This is a genomic window from Alicyclobacillus suci, from assembly GCF_017329615.1.
Lineage (GTDB): Bacteria > Bacillota > Bacilli > Alicyclobacillales > Alicyclobacillaceae > Alicyclobacillus > Alicyclobacillus suci.
This window is the reverse complement of sequence record NZ_JAFMTW010000003.1, coordinates 144,017-161,970: the sequence shown is the minus strand read 5'-3', so window position 1 is coordinate 161,970 and position 17,954 is coordinate 144,017. Positions and strand designations below refer to the sequence as shown.

At 53.1% G+C, this 17,954-nt stretch carries 16 protein-coding genes; 14 read left to right on the top strand and 2 right to left on the bottom strand.

The window, feature by feature from the left end; all coding sequences use genetic code 11:
- The first annotated feature begins 311 nt into the window (after window positions 1–311).
- Genes queA through yajC form a run of 3 tightly spaced genes read left to right on the top strand, consistent with a single transcriptional unit; the run spans window position 312 to window position 2,960 of the window.
- Window positions 312–1,385, top strand: coding sequence for a tRNA preQ1(34) S-adenosylmethionine ribosyltransferase-isomerase QueA (gene queA / locus J3482_RS03185; protein WP_438938585.1), 1,074 nt, complete (start codon window positions 312–314; stop codon window positions 1,383–1,385).
- Window positions 1,360–2,505, top strand: a complete 1,146-nt coding sequence (gene tgt / locus J3482_RS03180) for a tRNA guanosine(34) transglycosylase Tgt (RefSeq protein ID WP_146824281.1) — start codon at window positions 1,360–1,362, stop codon at window positions 2,503–2,505. The genes queA and tgt overlap by 26 nt, the downstream gene beginning before the upstream one ends.
- A gap of 2 nt (window positions 2,506–2,507) precedes the next feature.
- Window positions 2,508–2,960 carry a preprotein translocase subunit YajC gene (yajC, locus tag J3482_RS03175; RefSeq protein ID WP_188332348.1) on the top strand — a complete coding sequence of 151 codons (453 nt, stop codon included), beginning with the start codon at window positions 2,508–2,510 and terminating at the stop codon, window positions 2,958–2,960.
- A gap of 48 nt (window positions 2,961–3,008) precedes the next feature.
- Here the strand turns inward: yajC and J3482_RS03170 are convergent, their stop codons facing one another.
- The gene (locus J3482_RS03170) at window positions 3,009–3,413 is read right to left on the bottom strand and encodes a TIGR04086 family membrane protein (RefSeq protein WP_146824282.1); all 405 of its coding nucleotides are present in this window, start codon (window positions 3,411–3,413) and stop codon (window positions 3,009–3,011) included.
- A gap of 166 nt (window positions 3,414–3,579) precedes the next feature.
- Here J3482_RS03170 and J3482_RS03165 point away from each other — a divergent pair, with 166 nt between their 5' ends.
- Both J3482_RS03165 and J3482_RS03160 read left to right on the top strand, forming a co-directional pair.
- The gene (locus J3482_RS03165; RefSeq protein ID WP_223204253.1) at window positions 3,580–5,748 is read left to right on the top strand and encodes a sensor domain-containing diguanylate cyclase; all 2,169 of its coding nucleotides are present in this window, start codon (window positions 3,580–3,582) and stop codon (window positions 5,746–5,748) included.
- A gap of 68 nt (window positions 5,749–5,816) precedes the next feature.
- A complete protein-coding gene (locus J3482_RS03160; RefSeq protein ID WP_223204254.1) occupies window positions 5,817–6,554 on the top strand; it encodes a DUF421 domain-containing protein in 738 nt (245 codons plus the stop codon).
- On the opposite strand, the gene spoVB is transcribed toward J3482_RS03160, so the two are convergent.
- The gene (gene spoVB / locus J3482_RS03155; RefSeq protein WP_188332349.1) at window positions 6,551–8,134 is read right to left on the bottom strand and encodes a stage V sporulation protein B; all 1,584 of its coding nucleotides are present in this window, start codon (window positions 8,132–8,134) and stop codon (window positions 6,551–6,553) included. The two genes, J3482_RS03160 and spoVB, sit on opposite strands and share 4 nt — an antisense overlap.
- Before the next feature lie 248 nt (window positions 8,135–8,382).
- Here spoVB and J3482_RS03150 point away from each other — a divergent pair, with 248 nt between their 5' ends.
- From J3482_RS03150 to J3482_RS03110, 9 genes are all read left to right on the top strand, one after another.
- The gene (locus J3482_RS03150) at window positions 8,383–8,631 is read left to right on the top strand and encodes a post-transcriptional regulator (RefSeq protein WP_146824283.1); all 249 of its coding nucleotides are present in this window, start codon (window positions 8,383–8,385) and stop codon (window positions 8,629–8,631) included.
- A gap of 138 nt (window positions 8,632–8,769) precedes the next feature.
- Complete coding sequence (secD, locus tag J3482_RS03145; protein ID WP_146824284.1) at window positions 8,770–10,056, top strand: protein translocase subunit SecD; 1,287 nt, start codon at window positions 8,770–8,772, stop codon at window positions 10,054–10,056.
- Window positions 10,040–10,963, top strand: coding sequence for a protein translocase subunit SecF (secF, locus tag J3482_RS03140; protein ID WP_146824285.1), 924 nt, complete (start codon window positions 10,040–10,042; stop codon window positions 10,961–10,963). The genes secD and secF overlap by 17 nt, the downstream gene beginning before the upstream one ends.
- Window positions 10,964–11,072: 109 nt before the next feature.
- Window positions 11,073–11,984 (top strand): cation diffusion facilitator family transporter, encoded by a 912-nt coding sequence (locus tag J3482_RS03135; RefSeq protein ID WP_146824286.1) that lies wholly within the window; start codon window positions 11,073–11,075, stop codon window positions 11,982–11,984.
- Between the two features lie 7 nt (window positions 11,985–11,991).
- Window positions 11,992–13,974 (top strand): single-stranded-DNA-specific exonuclease RecJ, encoded by a 1,983-nt coding sequence (gene recJ / locus J3482_RS03130; RefSeq protein WP_328702645.1) that lies wholly within the window; start codon window positions 11,992–11,994, stop codon window positions 13,972–13,974.
- 69 nt (window positions 13,975–14,043) lie between these two features.
- Window positions 14,044–14,562, top strand: a complete 519-nt coding sequence (locus J3482_RS03125; protein WP_146824313.1) for an adenine phosphoribosyltransferase — start codon at window positions 14,044–14,046, stop codon at window positions 14,560–14,562.
- 31 nt (window positions 14,563–14,593) lie between these two features.
- Window positions 14,594–16,765 (top strand): RelA/SpoT family protein, encoded by a 2,172-nt coding sequence (locus J3482_RS03120; protein WP_146824287.1) that lies wholly within the window; start codon window positions 14,594–14,596, stop codon window positions 16,763–16,765.
- A 12-nt stretch (window positions 16,766–16,777) separates the two neighbouring features.
- A complete protein-coding gene (dtd, locus tag J3482_RS03115; protein WP_206922046.1) occupies window positions 16,778–17,227 on the top strand; it encodes a D-aminoacyl-tRNA deacylase in 450 nt (149 codons plus the stop codon).
- A gap of 42 nt (window positions 17,228–17,269) precedes the next feature.
- Window positions 17,270–17,920: an MBL fold metallo-hydrolase gene (locus J3482_RS03110; RefSeq protein ID WP_146824289.1), complete on the top strand. Its 651-nt coding sequence runs from the start codon at window positions 17,270–17,272 to the stop codon at window positions 17,918–17,920.
- Window positions 17,921–17,954: the final 34 nt, after the last annotated feature.

The following is a 17,954-nucleotide window of genomic DNA, read 5'->3' as shown; positions in this document are numbered from 1 at the left end:
GGCTCTTTTTGTGTTGGGGTAGAATTTGTGTTTCATATGTCGCGAATCTGTTGGATGCCACAAATAAGGCAGAAAGGTGCGGTATGCCGCCAGGTCGCCCAAGCCGCCCCGGCGTTGCCAGCCTAGCTCTCATGCACCGTATCCCGGCTCGGCCCTCGGTACCGTACCTCGGCTGCTGAATCCAAACCCTGTCGTCTTTGAGGAATTGTTTTGCGACGTGGTCGATTCCAAGTATAATAGCGTTATGCGCCTGTACTATTAAAAGGTTTACGTTTCGAAAGAACGTATTTGTATGGGCAACATGGAAAGGAATGTGTTGGTTGCGCGTTGAAGATTTTGATTACGAACTCCCCGAGCGTTTGATTGCGCAAACGCCGTTATCTTCGCGAGATGAATCGCGTCTCCTCGTGGTAGATCCGGTTACGCACGACATTCAGCATACCCATTTTCGGGAGATTACGTCTTTCCTGCGCAAGGGAGACGTCCTTGTCTTGAATGACTCCAGAGTGATTCCTGCCCGGATGTACGGTGAAAAGGTGGACACGGGTGGTCGAGTCGAGATTTTGTTGCTGCGTCCGAGTGAACGCGAACAGATTTGGATTGCCTTGACGAGGCCGGCAAAGCGACTGCGTTTGGGCACGAAAATTCGCGTCGGCAACGGTGACGACCAGGTGATGGTCGAAGTGGTTGGCGTCGAGGGTGAAGGCTTGCGAGAAGTGCGATTTTGGTCGGATGAACCGGTCGTGGAGATTGCCAATCGCCTTGGTGAGATGCCATTGCCGCCATATATCCATGCTTCGTTGGAGGACAAGGACAGATATCAAACGGTGTACGCAAAGCATGTTGGGTCGGTTGCTGCGCCCACGGCCGGGTTGCATTTTACAGAGGAACTGCTGAATCGCGTGCGCGAAATGGGCGTCGAAGTGCATACGGTGACCCTGCACGTGGGTATCGGAACATTTCGTTCTGTGCAGGTTGAAGAAGTGGAAGCGCACGAGATGCACAGCGAGTGGTACGAGGTCAGCGAGGCGACTGCCGAGGCGATAAATCGGGCAAAATCGGAAGGTAGGCGAATTATTTCCGTTGGGACGACGTCGCTGCGCACACTCGAGAGTGCGGGTGCAACGGGACGGCTGATGCCAGGTGCGCAGGAGACCGACATTTTCATCTATCCGGGTTATAAGTTTCGGATGGCGGATGCGCTGATTACGAATTTTCACCTGCCCAAGTCGACGTTGTTCATGCTTGTGAGCGCTTGGATGGGGACGGATTTTGCCAAGGAAGTCTATGGTGTCGCCATTAAAGAAGAGTATCGCTTCTTTAGCTTTGGTGACGCTATGTTTTTGACAAGGAGGGCACCTGTTGACGGTACCAGTCAGGTATGAATTGATTCAGCGATGCAAGGACACATCGGCCCGGCGGGGACGGGTGTACACGCCGCATGGTGTGATTGAAACGCCAGTGTTTATGCCCGTTGGCACGCAGGCGACGGTGAAGACCATGGCTCCGTGGGAACTCGAAGAGTTGGGAGCTAAAATCATTTTGTCGAATACATACCACTTGCACTTGCGCCCAGGTGAGGAGCTTGTAAAGCAAGGCGGCGGGTTGCATGGGTTTATGAATTGGTCGGGCGCGGTCTTGACGGACAGCGGTGGGTTTCAGGTGTTCAGTTTGTCTGAGCTGCGCAAAATTACGGATGAAGGTGTGGCTTTTCGGTCACATATCGATGGGAGCCCTCGCTTTTTCTCGCCGGAGTCGGTGATGGGGATTGAAAACGCGCTCGGTGCTGACATCATTATGCAACTGGATGAGTGCCCGCCGTATCCGGCGTCGCGCGAGTATTTGCGCACGTCACTCGACAGGACGTTGGCTTGGGCGAAACGCTGTGTGGCGGCGCACGCCAGGCCGGATGAGCAGGCGTTGTTTGGGATTGTCCAGGGCGGTGAGCACCTCGACTTGCGGCGCGAGGCGGCGGAGGCCTTGGTTGAGCTTGACTTGCCCGGATATGCCATTGGCGGCTTGAGTGTAGGAGAGCCGAAGTCGTTGATGTACGAGATTCTCGCATACACGACGCCGTTTTTGCCAGTGGATAAGCCGCGGTACTTGATGGGTGTTGGTTCTCCGGATGACCTGTTTGAGGGCGTTGAGCGAGGCGTCGATATGTTTGATTGCGTATTGCCGACGCGGATTGCGCGCAACGGTACGATTTTTACGTCAAAAGGTAAACTTGTGTTGAAGAATGCGAGATTCAAGGATGACTTTTCGCCAATTGACGAGGATTGCGACTGTCGCGTCTGTAAGACCTTTACGAGAGCCTATATCCGGCATTTGCTGAAGGCCGAAGAAGTACTCGGTATTCGTTTGACCACTTACCACAATGTTCATTTTTTGCTGGACTTGATGGAGAAAATGAGAAAGTCTATCGAGGAGAACAGGTTTTTGGCATTCAAACGAGAATTTTACGATTCGTATGGTTATACTGAACATCGAGAGGATGTGTTTTAAGGATGCACGGAAATAGCTTAATTTTTCTCGTCATTTTGGTGATTGTCTTTTACTTTCTGATGATTTTGCCGCAACGCCGCAATCAGAAGAAAAAGGCGCAAATGATGAGAGAACTCGCTCCGGGTACAAAAATTATGACGGCATCGGGAATCTATGCCGAAGTGGCAGAGGTTCATGGTGATATTCTCGTCGCGCGAGTGGCGGAAGGCGTCGAGATAGAGATGGATACGCGGGCGGTGGTTCGCGTGGTCAGCGAGGCACCTGCGGCGGAAGCCGAGGATGCAGTTGAGGACGAGACAGTGGAGGAGCATCCACTGGGCCCACCGGATGAATACGCGGATGAGACCGATGAGCATGAAGGCGAGCTATCTGATGATGTCGATGAAGATGAGGATGAAGATGCTGAACATGGCGAGGAACACCGCCATACGGATAGCGACAAGCGACATTCATGAGTGTGAAATACATGTGAAGTGATACGGGCGGGAGGGGGACCTCCCGCCTTAGTCGTCCCCTTTCGTTGCCATCGCAATCATGCCACCGAATGCGCCAATGGCAGCCATTAAAAAGACGCGAAATAGCCCGCTCGGGTCAATTGTAAAAGTGTTGTAGACAAACAGGCCAATTGCAATCATTAAAAGTGCATACAACAAACCAGTTAGGCTGCCGTAGAGCCAGCCGCGGGATTGGGCGGATCGACTGGCTGCAAGGGAGCCGAAGAAGACCGCGATGCAGTGGATAATATATGCGGCGGCGGTAATCCCTCGAGGCTGTAGATCTCCCAACTGAGCGATGAGAAAGACAATGACAATACCGATTGCGGCGAGCATTAAGGCCCAGAAGCAACCGTAGAGCACTGGGTACCGCCGAATGGCGCTAAGTCGCCCAGACGATTTTGTATCGTACATCGGATGAGTCACCCCTTGTACATGTTTACTAATCTCTATTCCCTACTTCTGCGTTTTATGAGATTGTGATAAAATGTTCTAAAACTTCAACCGAGTGCACGCGCTCCTCGTTTTCTTGGATATTGGCCCTGCTGCCAACTGCGTGTCCTAGGAAGGCGGTACATGGGTGGAAAAGGTCGTTCTGCGCAGACAGTCGGCGATGAGTGTACTGTTTGGAACACTTGGTTTGATTGTTGCCATGCTATATATTCCACAACTATTGGACACCAATTGGTTTGTGCTCCTCATGCTGGTTATTTTGGCGACCACGCTGGAAATGTTACCGATTCCCATGCGGCAGAGTTTAACGACACTTGTCCCCGTGGTGCCGATGGCCGCAATGGTCGTCAGTGGACCAGCGCTTGCGATGTGGACGCTCATCATCGCTGCGTTTGCTACACCCCTGGTGATGCGGGAGTGGAATTTTATTACGGCTTATTTTAATGCCGGTCAATATACGCTGAGTGTGTTTTTTATGGCGCTGACGTTTCGGCTGTTCCAGGGTCATGTGGGTCGTGATAAGCTCACGACGATGGTGCTGCTTGGCGTTATCGCGTCATCCCTCGTGTTTTTAGTCGTGAACCACTTGTTTATCAATCTGTTGAATGCGGCGAGGGGAACGCTCGAGTTTTCTTCAGCTGTCTATGTACTATTTGCAGACCTATTAAATATTGCGATTTGCCTGCCGTTTGCTTTTCTGATGATTGGTGCGTCGGAGACCAATTCTATCATGGGACCGGTCATGATTTTACCCATCGTCATTCTGGCCTATATCTTACGCGTGCATCGGTTGACGCGAGACTTGCAGATTGTTCATCAGGCCACCACGCGGCTGACGACGGAGTTTGATAGGCGGGCCATTGCCGAAGAGGCCGCGCGGCTTGCGCAAAAATTGACGTTGGCGGATATCGTTGTCATCTTTGTATTGGATGAGACGGGAAGAACGTTAGTGCGAGAGGTCGTGTATCCAGAGGACCAAGCATTGGCGTATGGGCTCGAGACCATTCCAGAATCGATGGGCGGCGTCGTTTGGCGGACAATACGCTCGGGAGAGTTTATTTATGTGCCGGATACGCGTAAGGACAAACGTGTGCGGTGGTTTTCGAACGAAGTTTTGAAAGATGAGGTTCCTAGTTTACTAAGTATGGCGGTCTTTCCCATGCAGGCACACATGACTGCGCAAGGTGCGATTGTCTGTTATGCAGAGCGTTCGTATGCGTTTACATACCACACGCAGTACGTGTCGGCGCTGGCGAGTCAGGTGTCCGTATTGTTTGAGAACGCGCGCCTCTACGAGGAATTACATGAGCGCACACGGAGAGATTCGGCGACGGGGTTATACAACTATCGATATTTTTATGAAGAGCTGTCTACGCGGGTGAGTGCGTCGGTGGCACAAGGTGTGCCGGTATCCGTGATGATTGTGGATATTGACTTCTTTAAGAAATTCAACGATACCTATGGCCACTTGGCAGGCGATGCAGTATTGCGAGAAGTTGGCCGGCTATTGCAAAAATTCAGTGGAGAAGATGCGTTTGTGGCGCGCTATGGCGGTGAGGAGTTTGCGCTTTTGTTTCCGCTGGGGCGCACCGAGACGTATGAAGTCGCCGAGCGGATACGTGAGGCTGTGCGTCAGATATCAGTGGAGTTTCACGGGTATCGACTGCAAGGGATTACGGTGAGTATCGGGATTGCAAGTTGTCCAGAGGACAGTGACACGGACAGGGATTTGTTGTTGAAGGCGGACAGCGCGATGTATTGGGGCGCAAAACAGCGGGGTCGCAACCGCACCGCAGTGTATACGCCCGAATTTGACGTGCAACTGTTCGTCGATAATCTCACTGGACTATACACGTTCCACATGGTCAATATCCGGGTGCGTGAAGAAGTGATTCGCGGTGTTACCCGGTGGTCGGCAATCTGTATTGACTTGGTACAGTTTGGTCATGTCAATAGCGCGTTTGGTTTTGAGGTGGGAGATCAGGTTTTGCGACAGACCGGGATGATTATTCGCGAGTGTTTACGTCACGACGAACTCGCATGCCGGTATGGTGGAGATGAGATGTTGATTTTGTTGCCTGAAGTGAGTGAGGCGGAGGCGGAAATGATAGAAGAGCGCGTGGTGAGCGCGATTAGTTCCTACCGCTTTCAAGTGGGGGATAGCGTGGTGTTGAACGTGCAGGTAAAAGCCAAGCGCCATGTGTTAGAGGACGTGGAGGGCGGTGCAGATTTATTTAATCGCGTGGCCAATTTGTTTTCAGAATTGCAGGACGTCGCTGGGCAATCTATGGCCTAGACGGCAAAAGTGCACTTGCATGGAACGTCCCCCCTCCGGGTCATAATACTTCGGTGGGAGGGGATAATGTGCCACATATACCAGATTGGCAGTTTCCAATTCGCGTCCTCGTTTTGTATTTGGTCGTTATGATTTCACTTCGGATTATGGGTAAACGGGAAATTGGGCAGTTATCCGTGTTTGACTTCGTCGTGTCCGTGATGATTGCGGAACTGTCGACTTTGCCCATGGAGGATACTGAAGTTCCGCTGTACAAGTCGTTTATCGCGATTGGGTCATTGGTGCTTTTTCAAATCGTGGTTGCTTTCATTCAAATCAAAAGCCATCGGTTTCGGCACTTTGTCGACGGCGAACCGTCGGTGTTAATTGAGCATGGTCAGGTGAAAGATCGTGAAATGAGACGTATGCGCTACTCGGTTCACGATTTATTGACCCAACTTCGCGAAAAAGGCGTCTCGAATATCGCTGATGTGGAATTTGCCATTTTGGAGACGTCTGGTCAACTTAGCGTGTTTCCGAAAGCGGATGTCCGCCCCTTGACCGCCCGAGATGTCGGACAACCTGTACAATCGGAATCCATCCCTTTGCCGTTGGTCATCGATGGTGTCCCGGTTCCGAAGACGCTTGAAATCTTGGGGCGCGACAAAGCGTGGCTAATATCGGAATTAAAGCGCCGCGGATACGCGATGTCGGAAGTGTTTTACGCTGCGATTGACACGCAAGGTCAAATCTGGATTGACGAGCGCGACGCCAAGGATAAAAAACAGCGGGACAAATCAGCAGATAAACCGTCAGATAAAGATTAGATGGCAAATGGCATCCACGACACGAGGCGCGCGAGTAGTGGACCAATTCTTGGCACGCGTCGAATATTGCGCGTGGTGAGTACACGAAGTGCGCATAACAGCCCAAAGTAGAGAATGAATCCGCCGACGATGGCCAGCATCATGGAGCTAAACGACAAGGGATTTTGTCTCCACGTGATAACTTGCATGTAGAGAAACATCCCACAGGAGGCCAGCGCGACGCGTGTCAACGCCTGCAATCGGATGGTGAAGCCCACGTAACGGACGACGAACCAGAGGTTGAGGATGCAGGAAACGGTGAACGACGCCACGGTTGCCATACTGACACCAAGGATTCCAATGGTTGGTCTGGCGGCGAGGACGTAGATGAGTACGAGTTTGAGGACGCCGCCAATAATGGAATTGACCATGGCGATTCCGGCTTTGTTCAAGCCTTGTAAAATGCCGGTGAGTGGCGCCTGCAGGCAGAGTAAGAACATAAAGGGGGCCATCACGGCTAGAATGGGCCCAATGGAATCCTCCTTGTAAATATAGTGTGTGAGCGGTCCCGAAAACATCGTCAGCACCACTGCCGTGGGAAAGGCGACCATCGCTGTCGCAGTAAAGCTCTGAGAGAGTCGGATGCGAACGCGATAGCGCTCGGATGCCGCCATGGCTTCCGACACAGAAGGGACCAAATTTGTGGCCAATGATCCGGTGAACACCGTTGGAAACACGAGTAATGGGATGGCCATGCCACTGTATTGACCATACATTGTGGTGGCGGTCGCTGTAGCAAATCCGGCCGCCTGAAGTGCACGCATGACGAGAATCGGTTCAGCTGCGAACAAGAGTGACCAAATCAACTTGCTGAAGGTCACAGGGAGTGCGATTTCCCCCATTGCATGGAGGGTCTGCCGAACCGATTCCTGGCTTCGTGTCGCACCTTCCGGTAACACGTCATCCAAACGCCCCCTGCGGCGCTGGGCGACGATGAGAAACAGTAAGCCACACAATTCCCCAAGTACCATGCCCATCATCGCCGCCGCAGCAGCATACGCCAGCGAGAACTGTACAAAGTAGGCCGCTAAAATCCAGATACTGATGATGCGGACGGTTTGTTCGAGAATCTGCCCCCAAGCGGTTGGCGACATATCCTGCAAACCTTGAAAATATCCCCGGTATAGACTGGAAACGGCGATGATGCTGACGACGGGGATCATCACGAGATACGTCGGGAATGCGCGTGGGTCTGAGAGCCAATGGTGTTGAACGAAACCGCGGCACGTGTACATCGTGATGGTCAAGATGACGGTCATCACGGATACAACGCCGACACTGACCGTCATGATGCGTTTGACGCGGGCTTTATCGTTTTGAGCCACTGCTTCTGCCACGAGTTTTGAGATGGCGAGCGGCAAACCTGCAGTGACCAGTGTAAGTACGAGGCCTAGGATGGGAAAGACAATTTGAAATAGCCCCATTCCTTCTGCTCCGATAATCCGCGTGAGAAATACGCGGTAAACAAAGCCCATAATCCGCGTGATGAGACCTGATATCATGAGAATCAGTGCACCATGGAGGAAGGACTGCCGATTCACACTGCAACGCTCCGATCTTTTGAAACTTTATCAGACTGTGAATTTGTGGTGAATAATGGCCCTTTTTCCTGGTTCAAAGATGACTGTAAGCCGCGATTGCGGTACGCTTGCCATAGAGGCCCAGGCTGTCCTTAATCCATATGCGGACAATGTGTCGTCTAGTCCAAGTAGCATAGTGGCGCCGAAAAAGGAATGTGGGCCATCTTTGTGGAAGATTTCAGCCTGGACAGTAAGAAGGAGGCAACCGTGTGAATCCGCAAGAAGCGCCTCATATTCGCCCGTATATCACTGAGTTGATGAACCTCTGCGCTACGAAGGTTGAAGAGTTTCGACTCTTGGGTTACGAAGAGGTGAATTTGGACGATGTCTGGCGCTTTGTGTGCGCCAAACTGCCGAATGATGCGCCAATCCATCGGATTGTCGATTTCATTTTATCCATCCGCGTGATGGACTTTATGAACTATCAGACGATTGAGGCCTTTCGTGGCGAATTGTAGACAAGTGGCACACTTTTGCTGTATTGCTAACAACCATGGTTTGACGTCGAATTTTGGCGTTGCGTATACTGGACATGTTATGCCATTATGCGTATTCGGAATGTTTGCCCCGTGAACCGATCGTAAGGAGGACAATCTATGAAATGGGGACGCTTTTTAGCGTTCTTGCTGATGGCCGCAGTCATTGTGGGTGGGACTGCAGGCTCAGTAACGAACCTATGGAAATCGATCCCGCTTGGGCTCGATTTACAAGGTGGCTTTGATCTGTTGTACAAAATAGAGCCGCTACCCGGACAGCCAATCACCGAGAGCGGCAAACAGGCGCTCGTTCAAGCGGTCGAAAACCGTATCAACAACTTGGGCACGGAGTCGCCGATGATTGACTTGGAAGGACAAAACGAGTTGCGGGTGCAACTCGCCGGCACATTTAACCAGGCGCATGCCAAGCAAGTGATTGGCACTACCGCGCAACTGCAGATTTACTCCAGCGCGAAGGTAGACAAGAAGACAGGCGCCGTCACTGGCCCGGCTGGTAAATTGCTCGCCACAGGTAGCGATTTAAAGAGTAATGCGCATTGGGTTCAAGATCCGAACACTGGTCAGAACGAAGTTGCGATTTCGTTTAAAAATCCGACCCAGTGGGAGAACATCACCAAGCAGTATTATATGAAGCCAATTTACATCTTTCTAAATGGCCAGCTACTGACTGACCCAGTCATCCAGCAAAAGATGTACTCGGGCGACAGTGTCATTTCCGGGGCGAGCTTAAACACGGTACAAGCTTGTACCCAGCTGGCGAACTCCATCAATGCGGGTGCCCTGCCGTACAACTTGTCCTTGGTCAGCCAGCAGAGTGTGGGCCCGTCGCTCGGACAAGAGAGTTTGAAGGCGACACTTTGGGCAGGACTTGCCGCGATGGTGCTGATTTTCATCTTTATGATTGTGATGTATCGAATGGCGGGTCTCATCGCCGACTTGGCGTTGGTCGCTTATGGTTACGTGACGATTGCAGTCTTTGACGGTATGCACATCGTGCTTACGCTGTCGGGACTCGCGGCCTTGGTGCTTGGCGTCGGGATGGCGGTTGACGCGAATATCATCACCTACGAGCGAATCAAGGATGAGATGCGCAACGGACGCAGTTTAAAATCGGCTGTCAAAATCGGAAATAAAAACGCTTTGCGCACCATTTTGGACTCCAACGCGACGACGTTTATTGCCGGTGCGGTCATGTACGTGTTTGGCGAAGGGGACATCCGTGGTTTTGCCACCGCGTTGATGATTAGTATCATCGTCAGCTTGCTGACCGCCGTGCTCCTCAGTCGGGTGCTTCTATTCACGTTTACCAATTCCAATGCGATTCGTCGTCCGTGGTGGTACGGCGTGGGGAAAGGAGTGCTGAAGAACGATGAAACCAAAGTTTGATATCATCCGTTTGAGCAAGTGGTTCTTACTCCTCTCCAGTGCCATTACGGTCGCCGGTATTGTCGTTTTCGCGATTTTTGGGTTCAATTTGGGAACTGACTTTAAAGCGGGGTCACGCGTGCAGATCTCATTTTCGCAGCCAGTCAATCAGGAAAAAGTCGAGCAGATGTTTCAGTCTATTGGCGTCCCGATGCGGGATACAACGATTACGGTCGCTGGTACGCGGCAAAACGTTGCGGTCGTTCGCTTCCCGGAAGTGCTGACCAGTGCGCAGCAGAACAAATTAGATGGTGCGGAGAAGGCGTATTTCGGCAAGGATTTGCCAGATAGTGTGCAGACTGTTGATCCTTTTGTCGCCACGCAAACGGCGCATAAGGCGGTGTACGCCGTGCTTATCGCAGCGGCGTTTATCGTCATCTACATTGCCATTCGGTTTGAGTTTCGCTTCGCGATAGCTGGCATTATCGCCTTGCTGCACGACGTATTCATTGTGTTAGCGGCGTTTGCCCTCTTGCGGCGCGAGGTCGATTTGACGTTTATTGCGGCGGTCTTGACGATTGTCGGTTATTCGATTAACGATACGATTGTCATCTTCGACCGCATTCGGGAGAATTTGAAGATTGTTAAACCAAAAGACGTCGAGACGCTGAAGCAACTCGTCAATCGAAGTCTGTGGCAGACGATGTCGAGATCAATTAATACCGTCGTCACGGTCCTGATTGCCGCTGTCATTTTGTATTTCTTCGGTGGCGTATCCATCCGCAATTTCACCTTTGCGTTGATTATTGGGTTGGTCTCTGGTGCGTACAGTTCCATCTTTATTGCGAGCCCGCTCTGGGTGCTGATGCGTGGGCGTTCGCTGAAGCGGGGCAAACGCAAGGAAACAGCCAAAACGGAACTCGTGTAATTGTGTTGTGCAATGACAAGCGCTCCTTTTGGGGCGCTTTCTTTATCTTTGGGGCTTGAGTCGGGTAGGCTGTGTGTATGGAGATTGGATTTAGGTGGGAGGCAGGCTGTTGAGTACCCTGACAAGAGATGAGAGAAGTGGAACCCGTGTCGCGTATGCAAACGCGCTCGTCAACATTCTGTTGGCGGTAGGCAAGGGCGTGGTCGGGATTCTCGCGGGAAGTGAGGCGCTGGTCGCGGATGCGGTCCACTCCGCTGCCGACTTGATTGGTTCCTTGGCGGTGATTATTGGGCTGCGCATCGCCAGAAAGCCGCCGGATGAAGACCATCCGTATGGCCACGGCAAAGCGGAACTCATCGCTTCAACCATTGTTGCTGGGTTTCTCGTCGCGGCTGCCGTCGAAGTTGGGTATACGTCTGCCACGTCGCTGTTTCACAGCCCCACTCGCCCGGAAAGTATTGCGGCGTATACGGCGCTAGCCGCGATGGTTGTCAAGGAGTTGTTGTATCACTTTAACATTCGTCTCGGCAGACGGTTGAAAAGCAAGAGTTTAATTGCCAGTGCCTATGATCATAGATCAGATGTATACTCGTCTTTAGCGGCCTTTATCGGTATCGGGTTGTCGCTTTTAGGACATCACCTACATATTCGATGGCTTTTGTACATGGATTCGGTGGCCGGGATTTTTGTCGCTATCCTCGTCTTGCGGATGGCCATCGAAATCGCCAAGGATTCGTTGCAGAGTTTGATGGACCGGGTCGTGCTCGAAGAGCAAGACCTTTTGCCCTACCGTCGCGCGGCGGAGGCCGTGGAGGGAGTACAAAGCATCGATGAAATTCGCGTACGGGACCACGGACAGTATGTTGTCGTCGATTTGGAAATCGGCGTTGACGCCCACATCACAGTGGCGGAGGGGCATGACATTGCCACTGCTGTGCGGTCCCAGATGAGACAGCAGTTTGACGGTATTCTCGACGTGTTCGTCCACGTCAATCCATATTACGGAGAAGAAGAGAGGTAGGACGAACGTGTCAACACAGACCCCGCTTTGGTTGACCGCCAGCGTCCCGGAAGACTTGGCGATGGCAATTGCCAAAGCGTTAGATGTACCTCGACGAGTGGCCCGATGGTTGGTCGCACGCAGCATTAATACCCCTGAGGAGGCTCGTCGGTTTCTCTATGCCCGTGAACAGTATTCTGATCCGTTTGATTTCAAAGAGATGCGCCAGGCAGTGGAGCGCATTCAGACTGCACTTGCAGGTGGCGAGCACATCGTGATTGTGGGGGATTATGACGTCGACGGTGTCACGGCCAGCGCGATTTTGGCCAGCGAGCTGGCGGCCCAGGGCGCCAACTGGACGTGCCTTATCCCCGAACGCGTCGCCGATGGTTACGGATTGAGCGAAGGCTTAGTGGAGCGCGCGGCTGAACAAGGGGCTTGTCTTATCATCACGGTGGACAATGGGATTCGCGCGCACGAGGCCATCGCGTTGGCGCTCGACCTCGGAATGGACGTCATTGTGACTGACCATCACGAACCGGACGACAAGACGCCTTTGCCGATGTGCAGCGCCGTCGTTCACTGGTCGCGCCACGAACGGCCCAATGATAGCATCGTCCTGTCCGGTGCGGGCGTGGCTTGGAAGTTGTGTCAAGCGATTGAACAGGTGTCCCGCCCCAAGGCGAAGCCATCTGATCACGCCGATTGGCTTCGCGGCCTCGCCGCCCTTGGCGCCATCAGCGATATTATGCCGATGCGTGGCGAGAACCGGCGTCTGATTCGGGAGGGGCTTGCGGCATTGAGCTTGTGTCGCCGACCTGGATGGTTGGCGTTGTGTGAAAGAGCTCGCGTCAATCTCGACGAACTGACCGCAACTGGGGTGGCATGGCGGATTGCCCCACGTATGAACGCTGCCGGCCGGATGGCGAGCGCTATGGTCGCGTTTGATTTGCTTATGTCTCATAACCGTGCGGAGGCCGTGGAGTTGGCCGACGCGTTGGAGCAGTTGAACACCACGCGGAAGAAGGTAACGGAGTCGGCGGTCGAGGAGGCCAAGGCGCAAGTCGAGGCCCACTCTCCAGACGGGCGCCCTTCTGGCATTGTCGTCGCCGGCCCGTGGCCGCTTGGCGTGGTTGGGATAGTGGCGGCAAAATTGGTCGATCACTACAACTGCCCCGCCATCGTTCTCGCGGATGCAGGGGAACCGGTGCTGCGGGGATCTGGTCGTGCACCAAGTGGATTTTCACTTCACGATGCACTGGCGGCATGCAGTTCATTGCTGCACCACTTTGGTGGTCACGACGCGGCAGTTGGGTGTGGCGTTTCGCGCACGCAAGTGGACGCCTTTCGCGAGGCGTTTGCGGCCGTCGTTGAGGCTGCGCCGCACGCAAATGGGCATACCGAAGACATGGTGGCGGACGATTTTTTACCGCTGGAGGAAGTGACGCTGGAGACGCTAGAGTGGACGTCACGATTTGCTCCACACGGGCCGGAAAATAATCCACTGCGCTTCTTCATTGGACCCGCTATCGTCAAGTCTGTCGCTTCTTTAGGGGACGGCTCACACCTTCGACTTCGCTTGCAGGAGGGAAAATCGGAGGCGGACGTGGTTTGGTTTCAGGCACCTGATGGGGCCAAATCAGATATCGCCAGCGGCGATTTGGTTGCTGTCGTCGTCGAATTAGAAGAGAACGTGTGGCGCGGCAACCGAAGGATTCAATTGCGCGCCGTGCAAGGATGGCGCCTAAAGGACCCTGTGCTTCGAGACGTCTTCGCCGTTTTCTATCGACACTTGTTAAAAACCCGGGTTGTCTCGCGAGATGTGTTCGCGACATTGATTCCAGATCAGACAGAAGCCAACGTCGAGGTAATTTTGGCGACTTTTGTGGAGTTAGGATTTGCCGAGTGTCATAATGGTACGTATCATGTTGTTGAGGCTGCAGGTCCGCGCGATTTGCGCGAGGCCCTCGCCTATCAAGCGCATTTGAGAACGCACTTTGTGCCGTTCTGATAAAAGCGAAATTACCCTGTTCGGTTGCAGTCACCGCACAGTCATTACGAGGAGCGAACTTGATTGACGATAGACTATCGCAGTTTGATTCGAGACATTCCAGACTTCCCGAAAGAAGGAATTCTGTTTCGGGATATCACGCCGTTGTTGGCGGACGGTGAAGCCTACCGTACGGCTATTCGCCAACTCGGGGAGCAGGCAAAGGCTTGGGGCGCAGAGGTCATTGTTGGGCCCGAAGCTCGTGGCTACGTGGTTGGGGCGCCGCTGTCCTATGCCTTAGGCGTTGGTTTTGTACCGGTCCGCAAACGCGGCAAACTACCTGCAGAAACCGTGTCGGTGACGTATGATTTGGAGTATGGACAGGATATCCTGGAAATTCATACGGATGCAATTCGCCCTGGGCAAAAAGTCGTCTTGGCAGACGATTTGCTGGCGACGGGCGGCACCATGGCAGCGACCATGGAATTGGTTCGTAAGCTCGGCGGCGAGGTTGTAGGCGCGGCATTTTTCATTGAACTGTCAGCGTTAAATGGGCGGTCAAAACTAGACGATATCCCAGTGTGTACACTGGTAAAATATGAAGACTAATTTGCGATGAGGCGAGTGGGGGGGAAAACCGATGTCAGAAACGACGATTAACGCGCTCTGTGAAAAACTAAAGACCTATTGTAGCGCAGAAGAGGTGGCGAACGTCCGCAGGGCGTACTTGTTTGCGGAACGGGCGCATGCGGGACAACAGCGGATGTCGGGTGAACCTTATATCACCCACCCACTCGCCGTCGCCTCTATTTTGGCGGACTTGCAGTTGGATGCGCCAGCGGTGATGGCGGCTCTCTTGCACGATGTGGTTGAGGATACGGATGTCACGGATGCCAACCTTGTGGAGACGTTTGGGGCGGAAGTGGCTGCATTGGTCGACGGCGTGACGAAGCTCAAACGCATTAAATTCGATTCACGCGAAGAGCAGCAGGCGGAAAACCTGCGGAAAATGTTTATGGCGATGGCTAAGGACATCCGGGTTTTAATTATCAAGTTGGCGGACAGGCTCCACAATATGCGAACCATTCGTTATCAAACGCCGGATACACAGCGGCGGAAAGCGCGCGAGACGCTTGAGATTTTTGCGCCGCTTGCACACCGATTGGGCATCAACACGATTAAATGGGAACTTGAGGACATTTCGCTTCGCTACCTCAATCCACAGCAGTACTATCGCATTGTCAACTTGATGGCTCGCAAGCGCAAGGAACGTGAACAGTTCATCGACGGTGTGATGGATCTCTTGCGTGAGAAACTCACGGAGATGAATTTGAAGGCGGAGGTCAGTGGTCGCGCCAAACATATTTACAGCATTTATCGCAAGATGACGACGCAGCATAAGGAATTTAACGAAATATACGACCTCTTTGCCGTTCGGGTCACCGTCGAGAATATTAAGGACTGCTACGGCGTTCTGGGTGTGGTTCACACCATGTGGAAGCCGATGCCGGGGCGCTTTAAAGATTATATTGCGATGCCCAAGGCCAATATGTATCAGAGCCTTCATACGACTGTGATTGGTCCGAACGGCGAACCGCTGGAGATTCAGATCCGCACTTGGGAGATGCACCAGACCGCCGAATACGGGATTGCCGCACACTGGGTCTACAAGGAAAGCAAGACGTCGCAGCGCGCCGATGGGGATTTTGCGAAGAAGCTCGCTTGGTTCCGCGAAGTACTAGAGTGGCAACAGGATTTCCGCGACGCGCAGGAGTTCATGGAGACGCTCAAGATAGACCTCTTTTCTGATCAGGTCTTCGTCTTCACGCCGAAAGGCGACGTAATTGAATTGCCGGCGGGGTCTGTTCCAATCGATTTCGCGTATCGCATTCACACGGCTATCGGCAATCGCTGTATTGGCGCTAAGGTCAATGGGAAGATGGTCCCCCTTGATTATCGGTTGCGCACCGGCGATATTGTCGAGGTTGTCACGTCCAAGCATAGTTACGGACCGAGTCGGGACTGGCTTAAGATTGTCCAGTCATCGCAGGCGAAAAGTAAAATTCGTCAATGGTTCAAGCGTGAAAAGCGCGAAGAAAACATCGCGCGTGGACGAGAACTCATTGAAAAGGAAATCGTTCGGCAGCGCTTAGACCCGAAACAATTGATGAATACGCCATTTTTGACCGAGGCGTTACACAAGTTCAGCTTCACAAAGGAAGAGGACTTGTTTGCCGCTGTTGGATATGGTGGCATGAGCGCCGCACAAGTCGTGACGCGGTTAGTCGAGGCACACAAGAAGACGTTGGATGAGAAGCCGCTCGACTCTCTGTCGTTGACGTCAAAGACGCAACAAAAGCCGAGTGACACGGGCGTGCGCGTAAAAGGCGTGGATAATCTGCTGATTCGTTTCGCCCGCTGCTGCCATCCCGTGCCTGGCGATGAGATTGTCGGTTTTGTCACTCGTGGGCGAGGCGTGTCGGTTCATCGGACGGATTGTCCAAACGTAAAATCGTTGATAGCGGATGGAACACGTGCGCTGGACGTCGAGTGGGCGACGAACAAGGATTGGTCGTACAATGCTGAAATTGAGGTAACGGCACTCGATAGAAATGGGCTTGTGAACGAAGTGATGAATGCCATCGCCGAAACCAAGACCGACATTACAGCCGTGAGTGCGCGCGCCGATGCGAAGAAAATCGCGCATATTCACATGAGTGTTCGGATTCGCAATTTAGACCACCTGCGCAGCGTCGTCGAGCGATTGAAGCGGCTTAAAGATATTTACAGCGTGCGAAGAATGGTTCAGTGAGGAGCGTGGAGAATGCGTATTGTCGTGCAGCGCAGTGGTCCGGCGCGGGTTGAAGTGGAGGGCCGAGTGACGGGAGAGATTCACGCGGGGCTTGTTTTACTCGTCGGCGTGGGCCGTGGCGATACAGAGGCCGATGCGGATTACTTGGCGGATAAGGTGGCCCATTTGCGGGTGTTTTCGGATGACGAGGGGAAAATGGGCCGTGATATCACGGAAGTGGGCGGACAGATTTTGTCTGTGAGCCAGTTTACGCTCTACGGGGATGTGCGCAAAGGCCGCAGGCCTAGCTATGCTGCGGCCGCAGACCCGGAAGAGGCCAATCGACTCTATGCGTATTTCAACGAAAGGTTGCGGGTGCTTGGCCTGCATGTTGAAACGGGCGTCTTTCGCGCAATGATGGACGTCCATCTGGTCAACGACGGTCCAGTCACCATTTTGCTCGACAGCGCCAAGCAATTTTAACTCATTTCGTGCGTTGGCGGGCATATGAGGAGGCATCTCTGAATGGAAATTCGCCGTTTTGTGATGGGTCCACTGAGATCGAACTGTTATGTCATTTCCGAATCATTGGTACGAGGAAGCCTGGCGGTGATTGTCGACCCAGGGGATACGTACTTAGATGAAGTCTTTGCCTATGTTGAGGAACACGGCTTGCGCGTGGTGGCCAACTGGAATACACACGCCCATTTCGATCACGTCGTAGGCGTCGATTTGGTGCGTGAGCGGTATCAGTGCCCTTCGTTTGTCCATGTCGACGACGTGGAGATCTGGGAGCGGACGCCGGCCAACACTCTGCGTTGGATTGGCAAGGAAGTGCCGCCGCTGCGGGCACCAGACGGGTTGCTTCGCGATGGTGACGAGTTGCAGTTGGGCTCGTTGAAGTTTACGGTTTGGCACACGCCTGGACATTCTCCAGGCTGTGTATGTTTTGTTTCTGACACATTGGCGATTACCGGGGACACGCTGTTTAAAGGAACGGTGGGGCGGACAGATTTGGAGGAGTCCGACCCGCAGGCGATGGAGGATTCGCTGCGACGGATTCTCGCCTGGGATGATGCACTGCAGTTGTATCCCGGTCATGGCGGTGATTCGACTATGTTTGAAGAACGAGAGAAGAATCGCTTCCTGCGAATTGCGGCTCGCGGCGGAAAATAAACGGTATATCGTTGGATGTCAATCCGGGTCTTGT

What these genes read in the sequence shown, in the direction of transcription:
- queA (WP_438938585.1), top strand. Translation starts at nt 312, where the DNA reads ATGTGTTGGTTGCGCGTTGAAGATTTTGATTACGAACTCCCCGAGCGT.
- yajC (WP_188332348.1), top strand. Translation starts at nt 2,508, where the DNA reads ATGCACGGAAATAGCTTAATTTTTCTCGTCATTTTGGTGATTGTCTTT.
- J3482_RS03170 (WP_146824282.1), bottom strand. Translation starts at nt 3,413, where the DNA reads ATGTACGATACAAAATCGTCTGGGCGACTTAGCGCCATTCGGCGGTAC.
- secD (WP_146824284.1), top strand. Translation starts at nt 8,770, where the DNA reads ATGAAATGGGGACGCTTTTTAGCGTTCTTGCTGATGGCCGCAGTCATT.
- secF (WP_146824285.1), top strand. Translation starts at nt 10,040, where the DNA reads ATGAAACCAAAGTTTGATATCATCCGTTTGAGCAAGTGGTTCTTACTC.
- J3482_RS03120 (WP_146824287.1), top strand. Translation starts at nt 14,594, where the DNA reads ATGTCAGAAACGACGATTAACGCGCTCTGTGAAAAACTAAAGACCTAT.
- dtd (WP_206922046.1), top strand. Translation starts at nt 16,778, where the DNA reads ATGCGTATTGTCGTGCAGCGCAGTGGTCCGGCGCGGGTTGAAGTGGAG.
- J3482_RS03110 (WP_146824289.1), top strand. Translation starts at nt 17,270, where the DNA reads ATGGAAATTCGCCGTTTTGTGATGGGTCCACTGAGATCGAACTGTTAT.